The 26,800-nt window shown below is 69.6% G+C and carries 22 protein-coding genes; 13 read left to right on the top strand and 9 right to left on the bottom strand.

The features are described from left to right. Positions 1-133: 133 nt before the first annotated feature. Positions 134-904 (bottom strand): CPBP family intramembrane glutamic endopeptidase, encoded by a 771-nt coding sequence (locus tag GA0070608_RS10615; protein WP_091625971.1) that lies wholly within the window; start codon positions 902-904, stop codon positions 134-136. Between the two features lie 230 nt (positions 905-1,134). On the opposite strand from GA0070608_RS10615, the gene GA0070608_RS10610 reads away from it, so the two are divergent. Beyond that, positions 1,135-2,253: a globin domain-containing protein gene (locus GA0070608_RS10610; protein ID WP_091625966.1), complete on the top strand. Its 1,119-nt coding sequence runs from the start codon at positions 1,135-1,137 to the stop codon at positions 2,251-2,253. Between the two features lie 177 nt (positions 2,254-2,430). Here the strand turns inward: GA0070608_RS10610 and GA0070608_RS10605 are convergent, their stop codons facing one another. Beyond that, positions 2,431-3,948: a peptide deformylase gene (locus tag GA0070608_RS10605; RefSeq protein WP_091625963.1), complete on the bottom strand. Its 1,518-nt coding sequence runs from the start codon at positions 3,946-3,948 to the stop codon at positions 2,431-2,433. Between the two features lie 300 nt (positions 3,949-4,248). Between GA0070608_RS10605 and GA0070608_RS10600 the strand changes: the two genes are divergently transcribed. Next, positions 4,249-5,031 (top strand): IucA/IucC family C-terminal-domain containing protein, encoded by a 783-nt coding sequence (locus GA0070608_RS10600; protein ID WP_091625958.1) that lies wholly within the window; start codon positions 4,249-4,251, stop codon positions 5,029-5,031. 23 nt (positions 5,032-5,054) lie between these two features. Here the strand turns inward: GA0070608_RS10600 and GA0070608_RS10595 are convergent, their stop codons facing one another. Beyond that, positions 5,055-6,875: a DUF6311 domain-containing protein gene (locus tag GA0070608_RS10595; RefSeq protein WP_245715761.1), complete on the bottom strand. Its 1,821-nt coding sequence runs from the start codon at positions 6,873-6,875 to the stop codon at positions 5,055-5,057. Positions 6,876-7,089: 214 nt separating this feature from the next. On the opposite strand from GA0070608_RS10595, the gene GA0070608_RS10590 reads away from it, so the two are divergent. After that, positions 7,090-7,800: a class I SAM-dependent methyltransferase gene (locus tag GA0070608_RS10590; protein WP_091625948.1), complete on the top strand. Its 711-nt coding sequence runs from the start codon at positions 7,090-7,092 to the stop codon at positions 7,798-7,800. A 203-nt stretch (positions 7,801-8,003) separates the two neighbouring features. Here the strand turns inward: GA0070608_RS10590 and GA0070608_RS10585 are convergent, their stop codons facing one another. The 3 genes from GA0070608_RS10585 to GA0070608_RS10575 all read right to left on the bottom strand — a co-directional run bounded on the left by GA0070608_RS10585 (position 8,004) and on the right by GA0070608_RS10575 (position 11,392). Beyond that, positions 8,004-8,537 carry a YbhB/YbcL family Raf kinase inhibitor-like protein gene (locus GA0070608_RS10585; protein WP_091625944.1) on the bottom strand — a complete coding sequence of 178 codons (534 nt, stop codon included), beginning with the start codon at positions 8,535-8,537 and terminating at the stop codon, positions 8,004-8,006. A 172-nt stretch (positions 8,538-8,709) separates the two neighbouring features. Continuing rightward, entirely contained in the window at positions 8,710-9,951 is a 1,242-nt protein-coding gene (locus tag GA0070608_RS10580) for an ATP-grasp domain-containing protein (protein WP_218107509.1), read from the bottom strand. A 40-nt stretch (positions 9,952-9,991) separates the two neighbouring features. Beyond that, a complete protein-coding gene (locus GA0070608_RS10575; protein ID WP_091625941.1) occupies positions 9,992-11,392 on the bottom strand; it encodes an FAD-binding oxidoreductase in 1,401 nt (466 codons plus the stop codon). A 345-nt stretch (positions 11,393-11,737) separates the two neighbouring features. Between GA0070608_RS10575 and GA0070608_RS10570 the strand changes: the two genes are divergently transcribed. The 7 genes from GA0070608_RS10570 (at position 11,738) to GA0070608_RS10540 (ending at position 20,370) form a co-directional block, all read left to right on the top strand. Next, positions 11,738-13,168 carry an FAD-dependent oxidoreductase gene (locus tag GA0070608_RS10570; RefSeq protein ID WP_091625939.1) on the top strand — a complete coding sequence of 477 codons (1,431 nt, stop codon included), beginning with the start codon at positions 11,738-11,740 and terminating at the stop codon, positions 13,166-13,168. 225 nt (positions 13,169-13,393) lie between these two features. Further along, positions 13,394-14,194 (top strand): DUF6202 family protein, encoded by an 801-nt coding sequence (locus GA0070608_RS10565; RefSeq protein ID WP_091625934.1) that lies wholly within the window; start codon positions 13,394-13,396, stop codon positions 14,192-14,194. A 92-nt stretch (positions 14,195-14,286) separates the two neighbouring features. Next, complete coding sequence (locus GA0070608_RS10560; protein WP_141719437.1) at positions 14,287-15,414, top strand: DUF6421 family protein; 1,128 nt, start codon at positions 14,287-14,289, stop codon at positions 15,412-15,414. Positions 15,415-15,482: 68 nt separating this feature from the next. Then, positions 15,483-16,328, top strand: coding sequence for an aspartyl/asparaginyl beta-hydroxylase domain-containing protein (locus GA0070608_RS10555; RefSeq protein WP_091625925.1), 846 nt, complete (start codon positions 15,483-15,485; stop codon positions 16,326-16,328). An 8-nt stretch (positions 16,329-16,336) separates the two neighbouring features. Further along, positions 16,337-17,602 carry a hypothetical protein gene (locus GA0070608_RS10550; RefSeq protein WP_091625921.1) on the top strand — a complete coding sequence of 422 codons (1,266 nt, stop codon included), beginning with the start codon at positions 16,337-16,339 and terminating at the stop codon, positions 17,600-17,602. Between the two features lie 75 nt (positions 17,603-17,677). Beyond that, positions 17,678-19,048 carry a hypothetical protein gene (locus GA0070608_RS10545; protein WP_091625918.1) on the top strand — a complete coding sequence of 457 codons (1,371 nt, stop codon included), beginning with the start codon at positions 17,678-17,680 and terminating at the stop codon, positions 19,046-19,048. 92 nt (positions 19,049-19,140) lie between these two features. Continuing rightward, the gene (locus tag GA0070608_RS10540; protein ID WP_245715760.1) at positions 19,141-20,370 is read left to right on the top strand and encodes an MFS transporter; all 1,230 of its coding nucleotides are present in this window, start codon (positions 19,141-19,143) and stop codon (positions 20,368-20,370) included. On the opposite strand, the gene GA0070608_RS10535 is transcribed toward GA0070608_RS10540, so the two are convergent. Further along, a complete protein-coding gene (locus GA0070608_RS10535) occupies positions 20,360-21,187 on the bottom strand; it encodes a PhzF family phenazine biosynthesis protein (RefSeq protein ID WP_091625910.1) in 828 nt (275 codons plus the stop codon). The two genes, GA0070608_RS10540 and GA0070608_RS10535, sit on opposite strands and share 11 nt — an antisense overlap. A gap of 17 nt (positions 21,188-21,204) precedes the next feature. Further along, a complete protein-coding gene (locus GA0070608_RS10530) occupies positions 21,205-22,569 on the bottom strand; it encodes a circularly permuted type 2 ATP-grasp protein (protein ID WP_141719436.1) in 1,365 nt (454 codons plus the stop codon). A gap of 351 nt (positions 22,570-22,920) precedes the next feature. Here GA0070608_RS10530 and GA0070608_RS10525 point away from each other — a divergent pair, with 351 nt between their 5' ends. After that, entirely contained in the window at positions 22,921-23,724 is an 804-nt protein-coding gene (locus GA0070608_RS10525; protein WP_091625903.1) for a cyclase family protein, read from the top strand. Between the two features lie 59 nt (positions 23,725-23,783). Beyond that, positions 23,784-24,302, top strand: coding sequence for a hypothetical protein (locus tag GA0070608_RS10520; protein ID WP_141719435.1), 519 nt, complete (start codon positions 23,784-23,786; stop codon positions 24,300-24,302). 649 nt (positions 24,303-24,951) lie between these two features. On the opposite strand, the gene GA0070608_RS10515 is transcribed toward GA0070608_RS10520, so the two are convergent. After that, the gene (locus tag GA0070608_RS10515) at positions 24,952-25,524 is read right to left on the bottom strand and encodes a hypothetical protein (protein WP_218107508.1); all 573 of its coding nucleotides are present in this window, start codon (positions 25,522-25,524) and stop codon (positions 24,952-24,954) included. 179 nt (positions 25,525-25,703) lie between these two features. Here GA0070608_RS10515 and GA0070608_RS10510 point away from each other — a divergent pair, with 179 nt between their 5' ends. Next, positions 25,704-26,693, top strand: coding sequence for a toll/interleukin-1 receptor domain-containing protein (locus GA0070608_RS10510; protein ID WP_176733678.1), 990 nt, complete (start codon positions 25,704-25,706; stop codon positions 26,691-26,693). Positions 26,694-26,800 lie beyond the last annotated feature (107 nt).

The raw sequence follows: 26,800 nt of genomic DNA, 5'->3' as shown, positions 1-26,800 counted from the left end.
GAAAGTGCCCCCGGAGGGGCGGTTTCCTACCAAGATCTACCGGCGAAAGAGGGGCCGGCGCGAAAGAGGGGCCGGCGGAGAGGGCCGGCAAAGACGGGGGCCGGCGAAGGGGGCGCAAGGGCAGAGCGGCGCCTCACAGCCAGTCGAACCATTCCTTCGGCAGCAGGGCGTAGCCGACGAAGGCGACGATGTCGAGCAGCGTGTGCGCGACGACCAGCGGCATGACCCGGCGGGTGCGCAGGTAGAAGAGGCTGAACAGGACGCCCATCACCACGTTGCCGAGGAAGGCGCCGAAGCCCTGATAGAGGTGGTAGGAGCCGCGTAGCAGGGCGCTGGTCGCGACGATCGCGACGATCCGCCACCGGAGTTGGCGCAGCCGGGTGACCAGGTAGCCGACCACGATCACCTCCTCCAGCACCGAGTTCTGCACTGCGGCGAGGATCAGCACCGGCACCGTCCACCAGACCTCGGGCAGCGCGGCCGGCACCAGCGTGGCGTTGACGCCGAGCTGGGCCGCCGCCCAGAACAGCGCCAGCCCGGGCAGGCCGATCAGCGCGGCCAGGCCGGCGCCGCGGGCCAGGTCCTGGCCGGGCCGCCGGGCGTCCAGGCCGAGCGTCCGTGCCGGGTCGCCGGGGTCCCGCGCCAGCAGGTGTACGGCGAGCAGCACCGGCAGCAGCGCGAAGACGATCCCGAGCAGCTGGTATGTCAGGTCCAGCCACGGCCGGGGTGACGCCGAGGTGTTGAGTGCGGCGGTCTGCTTCGACAGCGGCCCGTCGGCGGTCAGCTTCGCGATGATCGACACCATCGCGTAGACGGCGGACTGGCCGAGCGAGAGGCCGAGCACGAGCAGCGTCTCGGTGCCGAGCATCCGGCGGGTCGCCGGGCGTTCCAGCTCAACGGTCACCGCACCACTCTGCCCGACGCGCGCGCTCGCCGGTCGGCGGCACGGCACTGCGGCACCACCGGGATCGGCGGCACTGCGGCACTGCGGCACCACCAGGATCCCGGCGCTGGGCAACTGCCGCCCCGCCCGAACGAACCTCACGAGCCGATCGCACATTCTGTGCGACCGGCCGACACTCTCCGTGGACATTCTATGGGCGCCCGATCCGCCGTCAGGAGAAGGAGCACGCCGTGGACGACTTCGCAAGGCTGCTGAAGGAGAGCTGGACCCTGGTCGAGGAGCACCGGAAGCGGCTGAGCGGTCACTTCTATGCCCGGCTCTTCCTCCTCGACCCCGAGCTGCGGAAGCTCTTCCCGGTGGAGATGACCGGGCAGGGCGATCGGATCCTGGAGGCGATCGTCACCGCCGCGCAGGTCGTCGGCGACCCGGAGAGCTTCGACGAGTACCTGCGTTCGCTGGGCCGCGACCACCGGAAGTACCACGTCGAGGCGACGCACTACGAGACCATGGGCGTCGCGCTGCTCGACGCGCTGCGCAGCATCGCCGGCGACGGCTGGAACCTGGAGTACGACCAGGCGTGGCGGGACGCGTACGCGGCGATCTCGGAGAGGATGCTGGCCGGCGCGGCGGCCGACGGCAATCCGCCGTTCTGGCACGCGGAGGTGCTGGCGCACGAGCGGTACGGCCCGGACACGGCGGTGCTGACCTGTCGGGCGTTGCAGCATCCGCTGTCGTGGAAGGCCGGCCAGTACGTGAGCGTGGAGGCGCCCCGCCACCTTCCCCGGGTGTGGCGCACCTACTCGGTGGCGAACGCCCCGAACGACGACAACCTGCTGGAGTTCCACGTCCGTACGCCCAAGGGCGCCGGCTGGCTCTCCGGTGCGCTGATCCGCCGGGTGAAGCCCGGCGACCTGCTCCGAGTGGCGGCGCCGATGGGGTCGATGACGCTGGACCGCTCCTCCGAGCGGGACATCCTCTGCGTGGCGGGTGGCGTCGGGCTGGCTCCGGTCAAGGCGCTCGTGGAGGAGTTGGCGAGCCACAACCGGACCCGCTGGGTGCACGTCTTCTACGGTGCCCGTACGGCGGCCGACCTGTACGGCCTGGCCGGGCTCCAGGAACTGGTGGCCGCGCACCCGTGGCTGTCGGTCACTCCGGCGTGCAGCGAGGATCCCGACTTCGACGGCGAGCTGGGTGACGTCCCCGACGTGGTCAGCCGGTACGGCCCGTGGACGGCGCACGACTGTTACGTCTCGGGTTCCGCCCGCATGGTCCGGGCCACCCTCCGGGTCCTCGCCGAGGACGGCGTTCCGCCGGAGAACACCCGCTACGACACCTTCGGCAACCTCTAGAAGCTTTCCTCCCCCCATACCGGGGCGCGTGCCTCTGCCCCCTGGGGCACGCGCCCCGGTCCCCCAACGGGCGGACCGGCACCGCCCCGCACGACCACGTCCGCCCGGCCGTCCTTCCCACCCGTGCGGACGTGGTCGTGCCGCCCGGAAGCGAAATCGGGTGCCGGTGCGCGAAGGTCAGTAACGCCAGGGGCGGCCGGTCTCGCGGTATTCCTCGACGGGGACCAGCGGCACTCCCGGTGTCATCCGGTCGACGTAGAGCCGCCCCTCCAGGTGGTCTATCTCGTGGGCGACGAGCCGGGCCATGCCGAACTCGAACGAGGTGATGATCCGGCTGCCGTCGTACCGGGCGTGCTCCACGTCGAGCCGGAGCGGCCGGGGCACCAGGCCACGGTGGTCGAAGAAGGAAAGGCATCCCTCGTACTGTTCGTCGCTGTCGGGGGAGGCGTCGACCACCCGGGGGTTGAGCAGCACGACAGGGTCGGCGGACCGGTCGGGGGGCCGGACAACCGCCACCGCCCGGCCGAGGCCGAGTTGCGGGGCGGCGATGCCGACGCCCTTGCGGAACGGATGGAGTTCGTCGAGGCGGACCAGGGTCGCCGCGAGGCGGTCGGCCACCTCCCGGGCTTCCTGCTTCTCGCGGGGCAGGTCGAACGGGCGCGCCGGCTGGCGGAGCAGGTCGGCGTCGCGCTGCACGATGCCGATGCCGCGCATCCGGTCGCTGGGCCGGGCCCGCCCGGTTTCCTCCGGCTCGGCGTCCGGCCGGCCGCGGAACCGCCACTGCAACCGGTACCGCGCGTTGAGCGGCGGGTCGTCGGTCGACCAGTCGAAGATCAACCGGTCGGCGTCCTCCTGCCTGGTCACCGGTGTGCGCAGCGGGCCCTCCTCCGCCGAGAGCGAGGTTTCCGCGCCCCAGACCTGCGGGTCGAGCGCCGCCGGGAGGTCCAGGCGTACGGCCATCTGCCGGGTGGGCAGCCGGACCGCCCGCTGGAACCAGGGGCCCCACTTGTCGTGCCCGACGCAGTATGCGTACTCAATGGTGGCCCGGTCTCCGGGGTAGAGGGGGAAGCGCCGGTCGGCGTTCTCGAAGAGCAGCCACAGCTCCTTGAAGGCGTCCCGGTCGTGCTTGGCTCGCCAGTGCATCGCCTCCCGCTCGATCCCGTCCTCCCGGTACGCCCGCAGCCGCAGCTCGGCGAAGGTGAGCGGGTGTTCCCGGTGGTGCAGGTTGGAGCGCCCCGGGTCGTTGGGGTAGCGGTCGACGGCGACCCGCACCAGGTAGCGGGTGACCGGCTCGGTGCCGGCGTTGTAGAGCTCACGCCGGATGACGCAGCGGTACGCGTCGTCCAGGTAGGTGAGGGTGGCGAGTTCCCGCTCGACGATGAGGCCGGTGCCGGGCGGCATCCACTGCCCGGGCACGGGTGGGTCCCGGTGCGCCCGTTCGGCCCGGGCGTGGCGCAGTTCGTCGTACTCCTTGAAGCGCTGCCAGATCGCGCCGCTGGCCTCCAGTACGGCCTCGGCCCGGCGGGCGAAGTCTTCGGTGGGTCGGTGCCGCCGCCCCTCGACGTGGCTGACGTACGACGGGTCGAACCCCATCTGGGTGGCGAGCTGTTTCTTGGACAGCCCCCGCCCGGTGCGGTGCCGGGCGATCTCGGCGGCGAAGGAGTCGGCAGCCCGATCGAGCGGTGAGGTCGTCATCAGCTTCCTCGTGGCCGGGAGTATCAGTTTCACGTTCTGTGGCGACGCACACACGGAACTGGCACCTTGCCGACACGAATCTTGACAGACAGCGATGATTGTCGATACTGGACCGGCCGTTTCGCGCTCCGGCCACCGGGTACCGCACAGCACCTGGCCGGAGTGACCCGCACCTCCGGATCCGACCGAGGCGAGGCTTCCCTTACTCCGCGACCTGTGGTTAGGCTAGCCTTAGCTCAACGACGGGCGGCAGCCCGCCGACGGCGACATCGGGCGGGGGTGAGTCGAGTGACAGCGGTGATGCCGAAGCGGGAGATCGCCGCCGCGCCGCTGGCCCCGGTCACCGCCGCGCTGCGCGCGATGTTCGGCACCGACGACGTGCCCGGCCTCGCACCCGGCCTGCTGGTGCCCGACGAGTTCGGTTGGAGCCCGGCGACCACCCTCGTCGACGGTACCCGGCTGCCGGAGCTCCTGCGTTCGGCCAGCACCCGCCTGGGCGGCACCCCGCACGCGTGCGCCGCGCTGGCCTGGAAGTCGTACAGCTACTGGACGGCGTTGCCCGTGGTGCTCGGTTGGGCCTCCGCCCGGCGGGTGCCGCTGCTCGACCCGGCCGACGTCCTGATCCACTTCGAGGACCCCCGCCCGCTGCTCACCATGGGCCTGCGCCGCTCGACCACGGTCGCGGTGCTGCCGAGCGACCCGCTGGCGCTCGCCGGGCGGCCCGACGTGCGGGTCGTCGCGGACGAGGCGGAGCTGCTCCGGGCGCTCCGCGCCTCGCTGCTCGACGCCCACCTGGCCCCGATGGTCGCCGCGATCCAGGCCGAGGTCCGGATCGGCACACGCACCCTCCTCGGGTCCGTGGCCTCCGGCATCGCGCACGGCATCCTCCGGGCCACCGACGGCCTGCCCGGCTCTTCGGTCGAGACGATCGAGACGCTGCTCGGCGTGCTCGACCTCGCCGACCTGGTGGAGCTGGTTCCGGGCCCGAACGGCGAGCCGACCGTGCAGCGGCGCACCTGCTGCCTCGCCTTCACCCTCCCCAAGCCCAAGATCTGCCAGGGCTGCTGCGTCCGCCAGCCCTGACCCCGGCCGCCGCGCCGGTCGCGTCAGTCGGTGAGCGGGCGGACGTCCCAGAGCCAGACCCCTCCGGTGTACGTGGGGCGGATGCCGGTCAGCTCGGTCATGCCCCGGCGCAGCGCGTCGGCCTGCCGGTGCGGCCCGAGCACGACCGCGCCCGCCCGCCAGTACCGCAGGTCCCCGACCGCGTCGACGCGCGCCTGCGGGGTGATCGGCGGCACCGCCCCGGTCCGCCGGATTTCGGCGAAGAACTCGCTGGTCGGGCGGGGCGGCGCGGAGAACAGTGCGACCCGGTCCCCGCCGGGGCGGGTGTCCGGCCCGAGGAAGTAGCCGCGGGCGATGGGCATGTCCAGCCCGGTCCGCGCCGACCAGCGCAGCGGATCGGCGTAGTGGGTGTCGGGCAGTGGCAGGGTCACGATGCTCCGCCCGCCCTCCGTGTAAGGCCGCCAGGCGCCCGAGGTGACGAAGCCGGGCACAGGGTCCAGCCGGGTGGTGGGCAGCGGGGTCGGCAGGATCGGCAGCAGGGCCATGGCCAGCACCGTGGCGGTGGCGAAGTGGATCTGCGGGCGTGCCCGGGGGTGCCGGGCGGCCAGGGCGCGCACGTGCTCCGCGCCGTACGCGAGCAGCACCCCGACGATCGGGGTGATCGCCAGCGCCCAACGGGTCGGCACCACCGAGTGCAGCAGAGGCAGGTTCTCCAGCGCCGCCCACGGGCCCGGTATCCCGGTACCCCTGCCGTTGAGCTGCACCTCCCGCCCGAGAGAGAGCAGACCGAAGAGCAGGGCGAGGACGGCCAGGCCGCGTACCACGACGTGCCGGCGCAGCCACCAGACCAGGGCGACGACGAGCACCACCAGCGGCCAGCCGAAGAAGGCGTTCTCCTCGGTGGGGTTCTTCGCCAGCCCCTGTGCGCTGCGGGCGTCGCCGGCCAGGGACTCCCGCGAGTACGCCACGAACGACGCGAGGTCGGTCGAGTAGCCCCGGATCAGCCTGGACAGCCCGTTGTAGGCCCCCGGCCCGAAGAACTGGACGTAGAGCGGGTAGGCGAGCAGCACCAGTGTCACCGCGGCGGCCACCGCCAGGCCGGCGAGGAACGGCCGGACCCGCCGGCGCAGCTCGGGGCGGCCCAGCGCGAGCGCCCCGACCACCACGCCCAGCCCGATGGCGGTCATCAGCAGCACCTCGAGGTTGAGGAAGGCCTGCCAGACGACGACCAGGGCGAGCAGCAGCCCGTTGCGCAGCCAGCGCCCAGGCTCGGCCAGCCGCAGGGTGCGCCAGATGATCAGAGGCACCACGTACTGCGAGACGATGTTGGGATGCGCGTTGGCGTGCGAGACCATCGCCGGGGCGTACGCGCAGAACGCGGCGCCGAGCCAGGCCGGCCCACGAGCGCCGACGACCACCCGGGACAGCAGGAAGTACCAGGCCGTCGCCGTGGCGATCATGCCCAGGGTGAGAAAGAGCAGAAACGACGCGCGGGTGCCGAGAAGGAGGGTGACGGGCGTCATTGGCAGAGATACGGATAATACGGACGTATTTGCCATGAGATTGACGCTCTCCGGCACGTTCATCCGGTCCGAGGTGAATGGATCAACAAAATCGGTCAGCACACGCGCGCCGTGCGCCATCATCCACTCGAACTGCGACTGGTCCGTACGGTTGTCCCGGATGCCGTGCGACGGGCGCAGCCAGAGCCGCGCGGTCACCCAGAAACCCAGCACGGCGAAACTCGCCACCGCGGCGACGTCCGTCCACCACCCCTTCCAGGGCCGTACGCCCCGGTCGGGCCCGTCCGCCGACGCCCCGGGCCCGGGCTCACCGCCGGGAAGGCCCGATTCAGCAGTAGTCATGACGATTCGTAGAGTAGTCAGGCTAAGGCGCCGCCGTGACATGTTTCGGGGTACTGGCGTACCATGTGCCGGGTTCGCCGACCGCCGATCATGTTGCCCACCCCCGACCGCATTTCGGCCACCCACGGTGCCCCGATTCTTCTGCCCCCAGCGCGGATGATTCACTCTGTCGGTCCAGGCGCAGGTCGAGTTTCATATCGTGAGGAATCGACGCATGGCAGAAATCACTGGGGATCAGCGCGTGCAGTCCGAGGTCCTGGAGGGCCTCGCGACGGCGGTCAACCACCGTCGCTGGTTCGTCGAACTGGCCCTGCCGTACCTCGGTGACAACCCGATCGAGATCGGCAGCGGGCTCGGCGACTACGCACTGGAATGGGCGGAGCGGCTGCCCCGGTTCACCGCCACCGAGGCCGACCCCGACCGCCTCGTCCTGCTGAAGGAACGGCTGGCCGACCAGCCCCGCATCGAGGTCCGGCAGATGCTGCTGCCGCACTCGGAGCGGGGCGACTACAGCGCCGCCGTGTCGTACAACGTGCTCGAGCACATCGAGGACCACGTGGGCGCGCTACAGAGCATGCGCGAGCTGGTCCGGCCCGGCGGCAACATCATCATCATCGTGCCGGCGTTCCAGTTCGCGATGGGCCCGGCGGACATCGCCACCGGCCACGTACGCCGCTACACGAAGAAGACCCTGGGCGCCGCGATGACCGACGCCGGCCTCACGGTGGAGAAGATCCACTACGCGAACGCGCTCGGCCTGATCGGCTATTTCATGGCGACCAAGGTCTTCCGGCTGATGCCGAAGGAGGGCCCCATGGTCAAGGTCTACGACACCCTCGTGCTCCCCGCCACCAAGGCAGCGGAACAGCGCATCCTCCCCCCCTTCGGCCAGTCCGTCTTCGCCGTAGCCCGAGTCCCCTCCTGACCCCACCCCCATCCCCACCCCCTTCCCCCTCCCCACGGCCCCCGCACCCCGCACCCCGTACCCCGCGATCTTGCACTTTTGGCCCTCGTTCTGCGGCTTTCGCGGCTTTCGTCGGGGCGGCAAGTGCAAGATCGCGGAGGGTGGTGCGGGGGAGGGGTGGTGCGGGGAGGGGTGGGAGGGCCGGTGCGGGGAGGCCGGAGCGGTCAGTCCTTGACCTGGTAGGTGGGGCGGGTCACGGCGCGGGCCAGGGTGTGGAAGGCCAGGTTGAAGCCAACCTGGGCGGGGGTGGCGTCGGGGGTGACGTCCAGGGCCGCCACGTCCAGGGCGTGCACCGCGAATACGTAGCGGTGCGGGCGGTCGCCGGCCGGCGGCGCGGCCCCGCCGTAACCCTGCTCGCCGTAGTCGTTGCGGACCGTGAAGGCGCCGCCGAGGTCCTCCCCGGCCACGTCGCGCGGCAGCCGCGTCACGTCGGCCGGCAGGTTGACCAGGACCCAGTGCCAGAACCCGCTGCCCGTCGGCGCGTCCGGGTCGAAGCACGTCACCACGAAGCCCTTGGTCTCGGCCGGGAAGCCGGACCAGGCGAGCTGCGGCGAGACGTTGTCGCCCCCGACGCTGCCGTGGGCGTACGCGGCGTCCATCGGCTCGCCGTTCTGCACGTCGTCACTGGTCAGCGTGAACGACGCAACGGTCGGCAGCAGCTCGTACGGGTCCGGGGCGATCGGTCGTTCCAGGGTCATCGGGGCGGTCCTTCCGGTGAGCGGTTGTTCCTCCGACCCTTCTTACCCCGTCGGCGCCCGCGATCGAACCGGAAGCGCCAGTCGTCCCGTCCCGGCCACCACGGATCCCCCGGACCGGCCGGAGGCTGTGTCGACCGACGGCACCGGGCCCGTGTCGATCTGCCGCGACAGGTCAGCCGCTCCCGTACAGGCCGTGCTGTTCCCATCGGCGCAACAGCTGATAACTCCGCTCGACCTCGGACGGGTCCTCCCCGGCGAGATAGAGGAAGCCGGGCGAGCTGAACAGGTCGACGGTCTGCGGCAGTTCGGCCCCGGGGGAGCAGCTCGCGGCGATCGCCACGGCCGCCGGCAGCTCCGACAGCCGGGAGCACCAGTCCCCCGCCTGCGCGGCGACCGGGGCCGGGTTGATCAGCGACACGTTCCGGACGGCGGCTGCCCAGCCCGGCGTACGGTCGTCGAACTGGTCGAGCGACGCCGGATCGACGAGGTGCTGGGCCTGCAGAAAGGTCTGCGACACGCCGCAGAACTTCGCCACGACGTCGGGCAGGGTCGCTCCGCCGAGGCGGGCCCCGGCCTCGATCAACACCGGTCCCCGATCGGTGAGCATGAGTTCGGTGTGTGCGGCCGAGGACCGGATACCGAGCGCGTCGAGCACCGCGAACACGAACTCGCGGAGCTGCCGGGCCAGGGCCGAGCCCCGGTCGACCGGCTCCTCGTAGTCGTAGATGGGACCGCCGCCCGGACCTGGCCGTTTCGTGTACCGCCAGATCTCGGCGACCCGGTGCGTCCCCGCGTGCGAGACCGTGTTGACGTAGAACTCGGTACCGACGAGCCGCTCCTGGACCAGCACGCGTCGATTGGGGACGCCGTACAGGTTGGACGAGGCCAGGACCGTCGCGCAGGCGAGGCGCACCTCGTCGAGGCTCTCGCAGAACCGCACGTTGTCGGTGCCTGCGCTGTCCACGGGCTTGACGACGGCCGGGCCGGACATGCTGGCCGCGTACCAGGCGACCGCCTGGTCCACCGACTCGAAGCACCGGCCGGCGGGCACGGCGAGGCCGGCGGCGGCCACGGTCGCCGCCATCTCCGACTTGTCGCGCCGTGCGGTGACCGTGGCAATGTCGTTGCCGGGCGTACCGAGCAGATGGTTGAGCGTGTCGGCGAGGATCACCCCCGGCTCGGTGCCCGCGACGACCCGGTCGACGCCGAGCGCCCGCAGCCGGTCGACGAGGCGGTCCTCGTCGGCGACGAAGCCGAGATCGACCGCGTAGTCACCCGGGCGGAACGTCTTCTGGTAGTAGTCGCCGGCGGTCTCGCCGCTGCGTACGTGGACGCAGGTCACACCTCGCTCGGCCAACGCTCGGCTCAGCGAGCTGCCTGCGGAGTATCCGTCGACGATGGCTACGGTCGGCACGTTCTCCTCCACCTCTGTTCCGCAGGCAGGGCGGCGGACATCAGAAGACCTTGCCGGGGTTGAACAGGCCAGCCGGGTCCAGGGCGGCCTTGATCGCCTGGTGCACCCGTAGGCTCACCGGGCCGATCTCGCGGGCCAGCCAGTCCCGCTTGAGCAGGCCCACGCCGTGCTCGCCGGTGCAGGTGCCGCCCAGCTCCAGGCCGAGGCGAATGATTTCGTCGAACGCGCGCCGGCCGCGTTCGAGGCTCGCCGGGTCGGCCCGGTCCACCACGATGTTCGGGTGCATGTTGCCGTCCCCGGCATGACCGACCACGCCGATCGTCACGTCACACTCCACCGCGATCCGGGCGACCCCGTCGAGCAACGCCGCCAACGCTCCCCGGGGCACCGCCACGTCGTCGATCACCATCCCACCGTTGCCACCGGGGAATGACTCCCTGGCGAACTTCTCCATCGCCGCATGTCCCAGTCGGCGGGCCTGCAACAGGGCCGCCGCTTCCACGGCGTCGGTGGCCGCGTAGATCTCTTCGGCGCCGGCCGCTTCGCACAGCTCGGCGAGCCGCGCCAGGTCCCCGGCGGCCTGGGACCCGGTGTCCGCCGACGCCAGCAGCAGCGCCTCGACGTCGGTACGCAGGCCCATCGGCCGGTACGCCTCGATCGCCCGCAGGTACGTGCGGTCGATCAGTTCCAGCAGGCTGGGGGTGAGCCCATCTTCAGCGATCCGGGCGACCGCCCGACCGGCGGCTGCGGTGGTGGGGAAGACCGCCACCATGGTCAGCGACTCCGCCGGAGCGGGCCGCAGCGCCACCGTCACCTCCGTGATCACGCCAAGGGTGCCCTCGGAACCCACGAAGAGCCGGGTGAGGTCATACCCCGCCACCCCCTTGGCCGTACGCCGACCGGTACGCAACACCTCACCCGAGGCGAGCACCACCTCCAGACCCAACACGTACTCCGTGGTCACGCCGTACTTGACGCAGCACATCCCGCCCGCGTTGGTAGACACGTTCCCACCAATCGTCGACATCTCCCACGATCCCGGATCCGGCGGATACCACAACCCCTGTTTCGCCACCTCCGCCGACAACGCCGCATTCACCACACCCGGCTGCACCACCGCGATGCGGCTCACCGGATCGATCTCCAGCACCGCGTCCATCGCGACCATGCTGACCACCACCGCACCGTCGACCGCGTTCGCCGCGCCCGCCAACCCCGTACGCGCCCCCTGCGGCACCACCGGCACCCCGTACCGCCCGGCGATCGTCACCACCTCGACCACATCGGCCGTGCTACGTGGACGGGTGACCACCAGCGGCGTGCCAGCCTCGCAAAGATCGGCCTCGTCCTTGCGGTGCAACCGGAGCAGGTCGGGGTCGGTCAGTACGGCGTCGTCGCCGAGCGCGGCCCGCAGGTCGTTTACGAGGGGGGAACCAGCCATGGCAGAGAGGGTACAGATCGATGTCACCCGCTCAAGGCGGCGAAAGTTGCCGCCGCAGACCCGGCAGCGGTGCTGGTGAGAGCGGTGTGAGCAGGCCCGGCCGTTCGATCGACAGCCGTACCGGAAGATCCTTCCGAGGCTGATCGAAGTTTGTTACCGTCTACCGCCAACGAGGGCACCCTCCTCCAGCCGACGTTCCCGGCCTGCCATGTCACCGCTCTCCCACCCCAAGATCCGCCGCAGGACTCCTACGCACTGTCCGGCCGGGCGCGGTGTTGAAACCGAGACCTGGTTCAGCTCGTGTTGCGGCGGAGGATCGTTGCCCATGACAGAGGGATTTACAGAGTGAAGCGAACCGAGCTGCACATCGTGATCGGCGGAGGTATCGCGGGCTGCCTGGCCGCGATCATGCGCAGACGCGCGGGATACCGGGTCCTTCTGCTGGAGCGGGCCGAGGCCCGCTCGCCCGAGGCCCACCCGATCTGCACGGGGGCCAGCAACATCGTCAGCGAGAACCACAGCGGTGCCGAGTATCCGTTCGATCCGCAGAGCGCCCGGGACTGCTTCGACGGGCGTCTGGTCAACGAACGCTTCTTCCCCGACCTCGTCTTCGGTGGCAAGGACTACAGCCGGGTCATCGCCTCCAGGGCCATGCAGGACAGCGGCACCGACATCCTCGGCCAGTGCCGGGACAACATGCGGGTCATCCAGGACCGTTACGCGCAGCGCTGCGCCGAGGACCCGGCCAACGCGTTGTTCGGTGCGCCGGACCAGGTCTGCCGCGAGATCCCCGCACCGGACGGGATCTCCGACGTCGGTGCCGCCTTCGTCACTCCGCAACGGGGTATCAACCCGGTTGTCGTCACCGCGCTTCTCGACCAGGAGCTGCGCCGGTGCGGGGTCGAGGTACGCGGTGGTGCCGACGTGACCGACGTCAGCCGCCGATCCGACGGCACCTACCAGGTGGAGTACGTCGAGGACGGCGTGCGGAAGACGGTCGTCGGCGACCAGGTCGCTCTCTGTGCCGCCACCGAGACCCCGGCGATGGCTCGTCGGCTCAACCCGTCGCTCGCGTTGCCACCCATCTACATGGCGTTGCGCCAGATCCTCTTCGTGGACCTGCCCGACCGCACCACGAGGAACTACACGTGCCTGAAGCTCGAGGACGAGTACGGCGGCATGTTGAGTCCCTTCAGTCGGGACACCGCGCTCGTCTACTACCCGCCGGCGGCCCACATCGCGGTGCGTCGCGTCGACCCCACGACCTACGCGCTGCCCGACGACTTCCGTCACTTCCTGCGCAACGGCCACCCCGAGGCGACGGAACGCGCCCAACTGGCGCTCCGCCAGCTCACTCAGTGGTATCCGGAGGTGCGGGGCGCGGAGGTGGTGTCCGCCCACCTCAAGGTGGCGGTCAACACCACCGACTCGTCGCGACTCCGCCGCAACGCCGGGGTGCTCGACGTCGCACCTGGTTGCACCGCGACCGTCCTACTCAAGTGGACGATGTGCGTCGTCAACGCACAGCGTGACCTGGAGGCGGCCCTCCGACACTCGATCGCCACCGGCAACGCGGATCGCGACGAGTACGCCGAGCTGGTCGCCCGTGGCACCGTGCCGATCGCGCCACCATCCGATGTGTCCGCCTGGCGGCGCCGGCTCCGGATCTTCGCGCGGAACATGGGGGTGCCGGAGGCACTGGCGGCGCCGTTCGTGGACGCCGGTGAGCCGGGCAGCGGTCTGTCCCACACCGTACCGTCGCTCGCGTCGAGTTGACGCTGGTCACGCTTGGTTGCGGGACTTCCCGTCCCGTGAGGCACCGCACGAGGGGCTGCCACCCGCTTAGGGGAAGCACAGGGGTTCACCTGTCTTCCCGTTGCGCGATACACGGTATTCGATGATCATAGGCCCGCGTCGACTCGATGGCTGCCGTCGACATAGGCCTGTCCTGGCGGGCTTCAGGGAGCGCACCGCCCGGTCCCTAAAAGCGAGGAGGGCACGATGACCACCACACTTGACCTGACCGACCTCCGTCTACAGGCCGACGCCACCGTCGATCGACTGATCGACGAGGCCGGCCTCACCCGACGCAACAACCGGTTCTTCGCGGGCGCGAAGGAGGCCACCTCGGTGAGCCCCGCGGGTGCGTTGCGGATCGCGGAGAAGTGGCAGCGGACCACTCAGTCTTTCATGTTCACCACCATCTCCAGCCTCGGTGCGCACGGGCGACGCCTGGCTCGCGACTACACAGTGAGTCGGGACGTGCTCGGAGCGTATCAAATGGCGTACCGGGTCATCGGCGACGACCTGGACAACCGGGCGGCGGCGTTCGCGGAGGTCGCACCGGAGGGTGTGGACGGTATCCACTACCTGTGGTGGGCGGACACGATCTGCGCGCCGTTACGGTCTGCTCTGGGCAGCGCCGACGCGCCAGCCGAGTCCCCCGCGCTGGGTCGAATCCTCGACGTCATGGATTCCATGGCAGCCGAGGAGTTGGGCGGTGCGGTCCAACTCCGGGTCGTGGAGACGATCGCTCTCGACATCGCGGTCGCCTTCCGGCGCCTGTACGGCAAGGTCACCGTCAACGGTAGCCAGGTCCTTCCCGAGCAGCACGACTACGCCTGGATCGACTCGCACATCAGGGCGGAGACGGGGCACGCCGCGTCCGTCAGCGACGACGAGGCCGGCATGAGCCACCTGATCTCGACCCCGTCCGAGGCGCGGCACTTCGTCGAGCTCGCGGAGTCGTACGTCCCGGCGTGGGCGGACCTGCTGGACGACTTCGCCCGAGACCTGTCGTAGCGACCGAGATCGACCCTGACGCCGCCATCCCGACGCCCGAAGCTCGCGGTGGCGACCGCCGGAGTCATCCGGTTCCGAAGAAAGGAGCTGCCATGGGGTCGTCCCTCCCCGCAGTGGAAGTAGACGCTGTCGTCAAGGAAGTGAACGAGCTGCGTACCCGCTACCAGCGGGAAGCCGAGCCCGGATCGCCGGAGGCACTGCGCCGGCTGGCCGGTTGGATCGCCGACTCGGCGTTGCTCGGCGCCCAGCCCGCGGCGAGGGCACTCGTCGAGGATCTGGCCGGCGCAACCGACACGCCGCAGCTCGCGGCCACGAAGCGGCACATCAACTCGCGGGCTGACAACACGGTCCTGTCCGTGTTCTCGGCCGCGTACTTTCCGACGCTTGGTCTGGACTACCTGGAGTACGAGACCATCCCGTCCGATCCCGTGCTGATGAACCGCTACCCGAGCCCGACGATGCCGGTCAACCTGGTCCGGCACAGCGTGGGTTTCGACAGTCGGGTCGTCGTGGCGCTCTTTCCAGAGAACCACATCGACGGCAGCCAGGAACCGAACGACCTCATCTTCTATTTCATCGACAAGTTCGTCGCCCGGCACCGCCTCACCCGCCGGCTCATCGACGCCGCCATGGTCCAGGACTCGTTCCCGCTGCTGTCCAGTGTCGGCGACGCCGGCGTCGAACGGGCCGCCGGTTCCTGGGTGCGGCTGCACGAGTTCCACCACCGCACGGGCAGCATGCCGATCCCGCAGTTCCTGGCCGCGAAGAGCTACAAGCCCCTGGCTGGCCTGGAGGAGATGCGGGTCGACGTCAAGTCGATGCTGGTCTGCCTCAACGACACGGACATCGATCGTGAGCTCGCCGCGCTGACCTTCGAGTTCGTCCTGGCCGAGCGGCTGCTGCGTTACTCGGTCGAGGGAATCCCGAAGCCGAACTACGACGCCATCGCGTCGCAACTGCTCTTCAACTACCTGCGCGAGCAGGGGGGCCTGACGATGGACGAGGGGCGGATCCGGCTGCTGCCGACCCTGCCCGAGGCGCTGACCGCGCTCGTCGGCGAGATCACCGAACTGGAGGACGTCGTCCTGACCGAGGGGGTCGAGACCGCCCGCGCGGGACTGATCGATTTCACCCGCCGGTACACCAGGTACGACGCCGAAAAGCGCGAGTTCCTCCACGTGCCCTTCTTCGCCGAACTCAAGGAGCGACTCGGCGTGTGAGCCACGCCGGCCGGCCCCTCCCGACGACGTGCGGCTCCGCGCCCCCATTCCCGCTGGAGAGTACCGACATGACCACCGTTACGAACTCGATCGACACCGGCATCCTCGGCACCTGCGGCATCGACGCCGACAGCCTCGCCACGGACCTCGACACCATGGCGACGTTCCCCTACACGGACAAGTACAGCGAGTTCGTCTGCGGCGCGTGGAAGAGTGGCGCGGTGTGGAACGGCACGGGTCGCGGCCTCGACGCGGGACTCGACCCCTACGAGGGCCCGGCCGTCGTCACCGACCTGGGCCAGCGTCTGCCGTACGTGCGGCATCTGGTGGGTGAGCTCTTCGACCTGTCCCGCCTGAAGTACGGCCGGCTCGCCCGGCTCACCCCCGGCAGCGCGCTCGTGCCGCACCGGGACTACCTCGAACTCGACACGAACCTGATCCGCATCCACCTCCCCCTGGAAACCCACGAGTCCTGCGTCAGCTCGCACAACACGACGCTCTACCACATGAACGTCGGTGAGATCTGGTTCCTCGACGCCACCCAGGCCCACAGCGCGGTCTCCGGGTGGACGAAGGACCGCACCCACCTGGTGCTCGACTTCCAGGCCGACTCGCTCGCCGCCTGCTTCACCGGCGAGGTCCAGTCGCCGAGCATCCCGAGCACGCACCAGGTCGCGCGGCAGCCGGTCGACCGGGAGGAACTCGCCGCGTTCGAGCGCGCCGGGGTGCTCATGGACGCCACCAACTACCGGGACTTCCTGAAGATCGCCATCAAGATGCTGTTCACCCGGGACATCACCCCGGACGAGGTCTTCGACCTGCTGGAGGGGGCGGCTCGGCACTCGCCCGTCGCCGCGCAGCTCGACATGATCCCGCCGATGCGGGCGTACTTCCTGCTGCGACGAGAGTCCTGAGGCGGATCATGCGACACGCCAGTGAAGTCTGTGTCGTCGTGGACGGATACTCGACGGCGAACGCGCTCGCGCCGGCCCTCGCCGGCTACGGCCTCGGCGCGGTGCACGTGCAGAGCGACCCGGACCTGCCGCAGTTCCTCCTGCGCACCGGCGTCGAGCACGCCTATCTCGACAGCTACCTGCACGACGGCGACGTCGACGCCATCGTCGACCGGCTCGACCGGGCGGGCCTGCGCCCACGCCGCGTGGTGGCCGGCGCCGAGACCGGTGTCGAGCTGGGTGACCAGCTGGCCAAAGCGCTTGGCGTGCCCGGCAACGATCCGGCGACGACCCGGTGCCGCCGCGACAAGCACCACATGGCACGTGCCGCGGCGGCCAGGGGCGTCGCCGTCATCCCGCACCTGAGCGCCTCCTCCCGCGACGAGGCGGCGGAGTGGCTGCGCACGCACGGTTGGCTGGGCGACGCCGTCGTCAAGCCCCGATCGAGTTCCGGCAGCTTCGGCTTCCTGCGATGCCGCTCCGAGGCGGACCTCGACGCCGCGTTCAAGGGCTGGCTGGGCGCACCCGACGTGTTCGGCTCCGCGATCGAGGAACTCCTCGTCCAGCCGTTCATGGCAGGTGACGAGTACGCCGTCAACACCGTGTCGGCCGGGGGCGGATACATCGTCTCGGACATCTGGCACACGAAGAAGCGCCACGAGGGTGGTACGGCGCTCTACGACCTGGAGCGGCTCGTCGATCCGCGCGATGCCGTCTTCGACCAGTTGCACGGCTTCGTCGGGACCGTGCTCGACGCCCTGGACATCCGCGAGGGCACGGCACACACGGAGGTCATGATGGTCGCCGGTCAGCCGGTGCTCGTCGAGACCGGCGCCCGGTTCATGGGCTCGATCGACATCTCGCAACTGACCGAGGCGACGGGCACCAACGCGGTGCAGTTGGTGGCCGAGACGATCGTGGCTCCGGACCGCTTCGCCGCCCGGGTCCGCGAGGACTGGCGTCCCGTTCTCCGCCGACACGCCGCCATGGTGCAGTTGCTGTCCCGCCAGTCGGGGACCCTCGCCGGTTACGACCTTCGCCTGCTCCGCGGGCTGCCGTCCTTCCACGCCGTCGACACCTACCTCGAGGCCGGCGACCCGTTACAGGTCACCGTCAACTCGTACACGACCCCGGGCCTGGTCTTCCTGGTCCACGAGAGCCCGGAGACCATCACGGGCGACTACCGCCAACTACGTGAACTGGAGGCAGAGGGTGCCTTGTTCTTGTCGGCCTGACCAGCGCACACCACGGCTGCCCGACGGCGGCACCGCACGCTTCCGCCGGCGGGCCGCCACGCGGAAGTCAGCCGCATGAGCGCGCCGGAACGGTCGGCGTCGCAGGATCCGGCAACGGACTACCTGCGGGCGGTACGGGACGGTGAGCTGCCACCGGATCTGCCGGCCAGCACCGCCGCCCGGGTGCTGGGGCCCGACATCGAGGCACAGAGCTTCCACCGGGTGATGTTCGTCGACGAGCGGGAGCTCACGTCGTTCTACGCCGACTTCACGGTGCTGCTCGACGTCGTGGGACGGTTGCCCCACCTGCTCGCGGGTGGCAGCACGGCCGCGTTCGGCGCGCTGACCGACGTGCCGGAGGTGCTGCGCCCGCTGTTGGCAGGAACCGACCTGCCCGCCCTGGTGCCGTACGGCCGCGCCGACCTGATCCACGACGGAACCGGGTTCAAGGTCCTGGAGCTGGGCCTGAGCCCCGCCGTCGGCGGTGCCGAACGCACTGCCTGGCTCCCCGCGGTCATGGAGGAACCGGCCTTCCGGCCCTTCGCCGAGCGGCACAGACTGCGACACCTCGACCCCATCACCGCCCTGCTCGACCTGCTGCGCACGGTGGAGACCACGCACACGGGGCACCACGCCGAGGCGCCGCAGCCGACCGGGCAGGCGGAGGTGCTCATGGTCGAAGCGACCGGTGCGCTCGCGGAGTGGGCTGGCGACTGGCGTCCCCTGGGCGAGTGCCTGGAGGCGTACTCCGATCGTCCGCTGCGGACCCGCCTGGCGGAGGTCGCGGACCTGCACGAGCCGGACGGCAGCGTCGCCGACCACGTCGCCGGGGTGACCCACCTGCTGCGGTTGTTCAACCTGACGGAACTGGCGGAGGAGCCGGATCCGGTACTGGCCTGGCAGCGGCTGCATCCGGCACCAGGCTCCGCCATGCCGCCGATGGCCACCTCGCCGGTGCACGACATGTACAACAGCAAGGCGTGCCTCGCCCTGGTGTGGCTCCCCGAGGTGCAGGACGCGCTGACCGACGGCGAACGTGCCGCGTTGCGGCGGGTCCTTCCCGAGACCACCCACGTCGACGCGGCCACCGACCTGACCGGTTTCGTCCGCGACCGGGCGAGCACCATCCTGAAGCCCACCACCCTGGCCCGCGGCGAGGGCACGGTGGCCGGCTGGACGGTCGACGACGGGACGTGGCGGGCGGCGCTCGCCTCCGCGGCCGAGAACGGTCGCCACATCCTGCAACGGAGAGTCGTCCAGCGGGTGGAGCCGGGCTTCGACACGGACGGCGTGACGGAACGGGACTGGTACGCGGTATGGGGGATGCACTACGGGCCCGGTGGGTTCACCGGCTTCTCCTGCCGCCTGACCACCGTGCCGGGGGCTGTGGTCCGTGGCATCTCGAACGTCCTGCTGGCACCGGTGCTGCTGCACCCGGGGGCCTGAACATCGCCGCCGGTCACGGGTAGGAGATCGCCCTGAAGAAGAACTTCCGCCTGCTGTGGTCGGCAGAGACCACCAGCCAGTTCGGGTACGAGGTGGCGACGGTCGTCATCCCGCTGTTCGCCGTGAAGACCCTGAACGCCACACCGGCGCAGGTCGGGTTCCTGGTGACCTGCGAGTTCCTGGGCTTCCTGCTCCTCGGGCTGCCGGCGGGGGCGTGGATCGACCGCCGGCGCGTCGAGCGGGTCCTGGTGTTCGCCAGCCTGGGCCGTACGGCCGTGTTCGGGACCATCGCGGCACTGGCGCTGACCGGCGGCCTCTCCATCCAACCGCTGTACGCGTTGATGTTCGCGGCGAGCCTCTGCACGGTCTTCCTGGGGATCTCCTACCAGAGCATCCTGCCGCGGATCGTCGACCGGCAGCTGCTGCCCGGCGCCAACTCGCGGGTGGAGTTCACCCTCTCGCTGGCGGAGATCACCGGCCCGGCCATCGCCGGCTTCCTGTTGGCGCTGGCCACGTCGTCGTACGTCCTCGGCGCTGCGGCCGTCTGCTTCGGCATCGCCACGCTGCTGCTCAGCCGGATCCGGGTGACCGGAGCGGCGGCGGCCCCGCCGGCACGCACCACCACGCTGGTCAGAGACGTACGCGACGGCATCAGGTACGTGCTGCGGGTGCCGATGTTCCGGGTGATGGCCATTCGCAGCTCGACGTACAACTTCTGCAACATCGCGACCACCACCATGTTCCTGCTGCTGCTGGCGTCGGTACTGCGGCTGCCGTCGGCGTACATCGGGATCATCTTCTCCGGCGCCGGTGCCGGCGCGACCCTCGGCGCCCTCTCGGCGGTCCGGCTGTCCCGGCGCTTCGGCGTCGGGCCGACCGTCCTCGGCGCGTGCGTGCTGGCGGGGATCGCCTCGATTCCGCTGCCCTTCGCGCGCAGCGGTACCTGGCTGATCGTCGCCAGCATCGGCTACGGCATCGCCTCGGGATGCATCGTCGTCTCCAACATCCTGCAACTGTCGGTCCGGCAGGCGCTGTGCGCGCCGGGCATGCAGGCTCGGTTGAGCGCGACGATGCGGTTCCTGGTCTGGGGCGTGATCCCGTTGGGCGCGTCGGCCGCCGGGCTGGTCGCGAACGTCATCGGCGTCCGCCAGACCCTCGCGCTCGCGGTCGCCGGCGAACTTGTCTCCATCGTCCCGCTGTACTTCTCGCCGCTGCGTCGGGTGGTCGACCTGGACGTCGAGCCCGAGCCGGCCCCGGAGCCGCCGCCCGAAGGGGCGGCGGGCGACGGGGCACGGCCGGAGGCACGACAGCTCAGCGACTGAGTCGAGCGACTTCCTCGTCGTCCAGCGTGATGACGCCGGCGAGGTACTGGCGCGTCGACCCGCCCAGGATGACCCGGTCGCCGCGCAGCTCGCAGTTGGCGTGGATGGTGTGCGGCTTGCCGAGCCGGGGAGAGAACTGCCGGGAGGTCAGCTCGGTCCTGCCCAGCACCTCCGCCCAGTAGGGGACCAGCATGCAGTGGGCCGACCCGGTGAACGGGTCCTCCGGGATCGACTGCTTGGGGCCGAAGAAACGGGAGACGAAGTCGGAGGAGATCCCGGGGGCCGTGACGACCACCGCACGCCGGTCCAGGGTCCCGAGCATCCGCTGGTCGGGTTCGACCGCGCGCAGGTCCTCCTCGTTGTCGTAGACCGCCATGTAGTCCATTCCCCCGTAGACCGCGGTGGGCGCGATCGACAGCCCGGCGAGCAGGGCCTCCGGCGGGTCGACCCGCTCGCGCGGCAGCGCGGGGAAGGACATCACGAACTGTCCCTCGGGGGTACGGCTGACCACGAGGGGACCGGTGCGGGAGTGGAAGGTGACCTCGTTCCATTCGGGCCGCAGGTGGTGCAGCACCACGTGGGCCGCGGCGAGCGTGGCGTGCCCGCAGAGGTCGACCTCCATCGACGGCGTGAACCAGCGCAGCGCGAAGCTGTCGCCCTGGTCGATGATGAACGCGGTCTCCGCGAGGTTGTTCTCCAGGCCGATCGCCTGCATCACCTCGTCGCTGAGCCACTCGTCCAGGGGGCAGACCGCGGCCGGATTGCCGAAGAACACCCGGTCGGTGAACGCGTCGACCTGGTAAAGGGGAATCTCCATCGTGCCTCCAACTGGTGTCAGTGTCGTTCGCGGGCCGCCGGCCCGATCGCCTGCACGCGCTCGATCAGCCGCCGCCGTTCGTCGGCGTCCATCGGGATGGCCCAGCCGCTGGCCGCCGACTGGTGGATGTTGACCACGGCCGAGCCCCGGTCGGCGCGGATGTTCATGCCGGAACACTCGCCGCCGAGCACGTAGAGCCCGAGCACGACGTGGTGGGGCACCGGCTCGGCGCCGACCTCGGGGGCGAACCGGCACTCGGCGAGCGGCACGCGGCGCTGGGCGAGCCAGCCGTCGGGGCCGCGCTCGGCCAGCCGGGCGGCGATCGTGTCCGCGTCGTGGTCGGCCCCGAGCATTACGTCGTGCCCACCGGACGAGTGCCCGAACTTGAACACGTACTCGGCACGGTCGGCCAGCAGGCGGTCGCGGTTCTCCGGGGTCACCGAGACGGTGTGGGGCAGGTAGCGGCTGACCATGTCGCGCACGTCGGCGGGCAGCAGGCTGGCGAAGCGCTCCTCCCAGAACATCGCCATCCAGCGCTTGTGCGTACGGATCTCGGCCTCGAAGAGGTTGATCACGGAGGCGCCGCTGCCGACCAGCCGGGTGATGAAGTCGTAGTCGTCGTCCATGTCCTCGTGCATGAAGCCGCGATAGACCAGGGTGCGTTTGCCGGCCGACGGCTCGAGCCACCGCTGCGGATAGTCGGCGTGGTAGATCAGGTCGACCGGCACGTCGGGCAGTCGCCGGCGCAGCGTCTCGGTCAACAACTCGAAGCCGAAGTAGCCCACTCCGATGCGGCTCGACCAGTCACACACCACCACCCGGTCGAACCCGCCCTGGTGGAAAGCCCCGGTGACGACGTCCGCGATCTGTTCCTCAGGCCGGGGCGTACCGGCGAGCCACGGAATGCCGACCGCCTCACCCATCACCTGATAGCAGTCGTGGAACTCGAATCCCGAAATCGACGAGTCGACGTTGAATTCGCAGAATTGATATCCGGACGGGGTCGGCAGCACGTCGACGCGGGCGAAGACCTGCTCGACGGACTCCAATTGTTCCCAATTGACGAAGGGCGCAATCTCGGCGGGCAGGCCGAATTCCGTCAACAGCCGTTCGGGCGGCCCCGACCGGAGGAACTCGCGGATCACCACCGTCTGCGCCTCCAGCATGGCGCGGGCCGCCTCGGCCATCCGGTCGAACTCGTCCCGGTCGATGACGAGCGGATAGGGAATGATCCGCATCCGGGTGGCGCCGAGATCGTCCATGAAACGCCGCACCGACGGCGCGGCCGCGACGAGCGCGGACCGCGCCGGCTCACTCTGCAATGCCGCCACCAGCGGCGCGTTCAATTCCGCGAAATTGCAGTCCGAATTGTCGTGTCGCACCGTGAACCGCACCCTTCGCCCGCCTCGTCATTGAATCGGATGCGAGTGTACGGCACGAGCGGCTTGGCGGGCAGGGGCGAACTCGCGGTATTGATTGCGGACACGGTAAGTGTCGAACATTTCAGGGGTCGACCGGTCCGGGGTCGCCGAGTACAGTGACCGGCCGTCGGCTGGTCCCGCTTCACACGCGACGGCGACGACATCGGCCGCCGCAATCGCGCTTTCCTTGCGCGCTCCGGTGCCGGCACGGATTCGCGACGGAGCCATTACCGGCGAATCGTCCGCAAGACCCGCACCCGGGGAATCGGCCCGGTACGCCTCCGTCGTCGCCGCAGAGGCAGGATCACCGCCATGACCGCACTCCTGGACGCCGTCGCCGCGGGCGTCACCATCCACGACCTCAGCCAGCCGTTCGAGGAGGGGATGCCCTGCGCGCCGAACCACCCGGGTTTCCGCCTGGCCCTGCTCCGCCGGCACGGCGACGTCATGCGCGCCGACGGGGGCTCGTCGGCCGGCGAGCTGATCGTCACCGGCGGGCACGTCGGGACCCACGTCGACGCGCTGTCACACATCTCCCAGGACGGGCTGCTGCACGGTGGCCACGACGCCGCCGAGGCGCAGTCGGGTGGCCGGTTCCGCGTACACGGCGCCGAGACGATTCCGCCGCTCGTCCGGCGGGGGGTGCTGTTGGACGTCGCCGCGGCCCAAGAAGTCGACGTGCTTCCCGGCGGGTACGGCGTGACCGCCGACGACCTCGAACGATGCCTGCGGCGTACGGGTGTGCGGCTGGCCGAGGGTGACGTGGCGCTGGTGCGTACCGGCTGGGCCCGGCACTGGTCGGATCCAGCGGCCTACCTGGGTCTCGACACGGGGGTGCCCGGCGTCGACCCCTCCGGCGCGGGATGGCTCGCGGACCACGGGGTCGCCCTGACCGGCGCGGACACCACCGCCTACGAGCAGATTCCCCCCGGCGCCGGGCTCCGGGTGCTACCGGTCCACCGTCTGCTGCTGGTGGAGGCGGGCATCTACATCGTCGAGCACCTGCGGCTGGACTCGCTGGCGGAGGACGGCGTCAGCGAGTTCCTGTTCGTTCTCGCCCCGCTGCCGATCGTCGGCGGCACGGGCTCGCCCGTACGCCCGTTGGCCGTCGTGTGACCCGTGCCCGGCTGCCTCGCGCCCCCGCCCGTCGTCGCTCAGGCGCGTAGTCTCGCCCGATGATCGAGATGCCTCTCACCGCTCGGCAGTGGCGTCGCCGGGCGACGATCGCCGCTGCCGTCGCCTTCGCGGTGGTTTGCATAGGCGCGCCGGTCAGGCAGGCGGTGATGGGGGCGATCGAGGCGGGGCGAGGCGAGAAGACGCCCGCTGCGGCGGCCGAGGCGTACCTCCTGGCGGTCTTCCAGCCGGACGAGAACCCCGACATCAACCGGTGCCTGTGCGGCGACAATCGGGACGAGTTGTTCCGGCAGGTCCGCGACCTGCGCAAACAGGTCGATTCGCAGGTCACGTTCGGAGTGCGGGTCGAGGCCACCAACTGGCAGACCGACTCGGACGGCACGGTCTCCGCGATGGTGGACCTCCGGTTCACGGAGGTCGACCCCACGGGAAGCATCACCTTCACCGGCGCCACTCACCGATGGCGCTTCCAGACGACGGAGGAGGGCGGCCTCGGCGGCGGCTGGAAGGTCTGCCACGTCGACGCGCCGCCGCTGTGCGGCACCTACCTCCGCTGCTGACGACACCTGCGGCACACGTACGCGGGCCGAGCGAACAGGCGGAAGCTCTACTGCGGGGCTACGTCAGGCCGCTCGGCCACGAACGTCCCCTGGCCAGGAGCTAGCTTGCCCTCTTCTGTCTGGGCGGCGAGCAGGTCCGCCAACTGCCGATAGGACGGCACATAGGACAGCGGGCTCGTCATGCCCCCGACCGAGATCCGAGATTCGCGATGAGCTCCAGGATCCGCCACGGTGCCGGCCGGCGGAGGAACTCCGCACGGACCTGTCGAGCTGATGTCGCAGACGATTCAGGGCCGTCTGGTCCGACACAGTGGCCCCGGATACCGGCTGATGTCGCAGACGACTCAGCTCGACAGCGTCGTAGACCCTTTCACCCGCAGGCCGGCTCGACGACCACCACCGCCGCACGGACGCGGATCACCCGGTCAAGGCTGCATGACGAGGCACAAGCCCCCCAACAGCGATCAGCGCCGGGCCCAAAAACCGGGGCTGAGCTGCGTAAACATAGATCAAAGAAAGCGGAGGGTGTGGGATTCGAACCCACGAAGACATCGCTGCCTTACCGGTTTTCAAGACCGTGACGCTCGTGCCGCTGGCCTCCCGGTAGACGAGGTCAGCGCCAGCCCGCGACACGAATACGACACACAGCCTACTCAGGCCGGAGCCTGCCCGCCCTCGTGCGGGGCCGGACACGGGACCGGCGTAGGAGCTGCGCTTGTTCATGCTTGAGCGCGGCAAAGGTGCGGCGGACGTAGGAGACGTAGGCGTCGCCGGGATGATCGATGAGCGCGCGTTGGCGAGCACCCTCCTCGGACTCTGCGGCACGGACGATTTCCAGGGCGGCCACATGGGCGCAGAAATCCCGCAGCGGCTCCGGGACCTCGGCCTCAACCACCAAGTCGGCGTACGCAAAGATGAGGTCACGCATTCGACGGTTGGCCGGTTGTAGCGCCTCGTCCCGCCATCGGCGCCAGCTGGCAGTGCTGTCATCCGGGCCTCGTTCGGCCGCCTTGGGCAGATGGCTGTCGCGCAATGCCTCCCAGATTCGCTCGTTCGCGTCCACCATGGCGTTCAGTGGTCCGTAGAGATCGCGGAGCTGGCTGCTGATTCGCGCCAAGCGAGCCTGTCGCCGCTCCTGCCGCGCCTGCCCATACTGGTTCAGAACGAAGGCCAGTACGGCCACGACAATGCTCGCACTAGCGGCGATGATGGCAGCGGTCACCGGCTTAGCCTGCCGCATTTACATCCCGGAGTCACGTCCGAGGGGCAGCGCGGGCAAGGAACAAGCGGCATTGTATGAATCGCGTACGACGCGGTCGAGCCGCGCGAGCGATTCGTGCGGAATGCACCGTTCGTACAGGTGCTCGGGTAGGTACGACATCCGGTGTAAGGGAGGGGTTGTTGAAGGTCTTCATCTCGTGGAGCGGCGAGCCGAGCCGCTCTATCGCGTCCGCATTGCACGGTTGGCTGGGCGTCGTGGTTCAGCATGTTCGGCCTTGGCTTTCTGACGCCGAGATCGAAAGCGGAACCAGATGGAACGACACGCTTGCCACAAATCTGGAAAGTGCCGACTTTGGCCTGGTATGCGTAACACGTTCCAATCAATCCGCTCCGTGGCTAATGTTCGAATCCGGAGCGTTGGCCAAGCGGCTAAAAGTGGCGCGCGTGGTGCCCTTGTGCATTGATCTCGAACCGGCCGAAATTATTTCGCCGCTTCAATCATTCCAGTCCCGCAAATTAGACAAGGAGGGCATGCGGCGACTCGTCCACGAGTTACGGGAGATGTCGGACGCCCCCAAGCCTCGCGAAGATATCGACCGACTATTCGAAGCAATGTGGCCAGGACTAGAGGAGCAAGTACGCCTAGCAACCACCCAGCATAAAAGAGTCGAGGGGCCTCGTCGTAGCCCGGATGACATGCTGGCAGAGTTGGTGACACGCGTCCGAAGTCTTGAGCGAGAAGGCGATTCCGCAGGAGTGCTGCCGCGACACGATTTGCGACTTCTTTACCGCACAGCAAAGACGCTTGAAGAATCAGTAGATCGCCTATCCGGCTTGATGGGTACGGTTGAGTTACTCAGCCATACGGCCGGCCGGCTAGAACACCTTCGTAACGAGGAGAGCGAGCTCCTTGCCAATTCAGAGAAGGACCGCGATCGAGTAACGGCGAGCCGCCGCTTGGATGCGGAGCTTGCGTTAGATGTCGGCAACAGGGTACGCCATCCAGACTTTGGAACAGGCAGAGTAGTTTCCGTTGAAGGGGAGGGCAAGGATCAGCAAGCGCGCATTTTGTTTGACAATGGCCACCAGATGTGGGTCGTAATTCGATTTGCTTCGCTGATGAAGCTGAGGCTCGATTCTGCCATAGACCCAAGTCCGAGCCAGAACTGAGGATTACCTTCCCGAATGCCTGCCATAGCCGGCAGGACTGCCTGGGTCGGTGGCTGGTGGGAAGACATCCCACCAGCCACGCCGAAATCGCATGCGCTGGTCGCGGC

The organism is Micromonospora peucetia (assembly GCF_900091625.1).
In the GTDB taxonomy this organism is placed as follows: domain Bacteria; phylum Actinomycetota; class Actinomycetes; order Mycobacteriales; family Micromonosporaceae; genus Micromonospora; species Micromonospora peucetia.
Note: the sequence above shows the minus strand (reverse complement) of the source record. Positions and strands in the feature narration are given on the sequence as shown.

Coding starts and splice junctions, on each gene's coding strand:
- GA0070608_RS10605 (WP_091625963.1), bottom strand. CDS start 3,948: ATGACGACCTCACCGCTCGATCGGGCTGCCGACTCCTTCGCCGCCGAG.
- GA0070608_RS10600 (WP_091625958.1), top strand. CDS start 4,249: ATGCCGAAGCGGGAGATCGCCGCCGCGCCGCTGGCCCCGGTCACCGCC.
- GA0070608_RS10595 (WP_245715761.1), bottom strand. CDS start 6,875: ATGACTACTGCTGAATCGGGCCTTCCCGGCGGTGAGCCCGGGCCCGGG.
- GA0070608_RS10590 (WP_091625948.1), top strand. CDS start 7,090: ATGGCAGAAATCACTGGGGATCAGCGCGTGCAGTCCGAGGTCCTGGAG.
- GA0070608_RS10585 (WP_091625944.1), bottom strand. CDS start 8,537: ATGACCCTGGAACGACCGATCGCCCCGGACCCGTACGAGCTGCTGCCG.
- GA0070608_RS10575 (WP_091625941.1), bottom strand. CDS start 11,392: ATGGCTGGTTCCCCCCTCGTAAACGACCTGCGGGCCGCGCTCGGCGAC.
- GA0070608_RS10565 (WP_091625934.1), top strand. CDS start 13,394: ATGACCACCACACTTGACCTGACCGACCTCCGTCTACAGGCCGACGCC.
- GA0070608_RS10560 (WP_141719437.1), top strand. CDS start 14,287: ATGGGGTCGTCCCTCCCCGCAGTGGAAGTAGACGCTGTCGTCAAGGAA.
- GA0070608_RS10555 (WP_091625925.1), top strand. CDS start 15,483: ATGACCACCGTTACGAACTCGATCGACACCGGCATCCTCGGCACCTGC.
- GA0070608_RS10550 (WP_091625921.1), top strand. CDS start 16,337: ATGCGACACGCCAGTGAAGTCTGTGTCGTCGTGGACGGATACTCGACG.
- GA0070608_RS10545 (WP_091625918.1), top strand. CDS start 17,678: ATGAGCGCGCCGGAACGGTCGGCGTCGCAGGATCCGGCAACGGACTAC.
- GA0070608_RS10535 (WP_091625910.1), bottom strand. CDS start 21,187: ATGGAGATTCCCCTTTACCAGGTCGACGCGTTCACCGACCGGGTGTTC.
- GA0070608_RS10525 (WP_091625903.1), top strand. CDS start 22,921: ATGACCGCACTCCTGGACGCCGTCGCCGCGGGCGTCACCATCCACGAC.
- GA0070608_RS10520 (WP_141719435.1), top strand. CDS start 23,784: ATGATCGAGATGCCTCTCACCGCTCGGCAGTGGCGTCGCCGGGCGACG.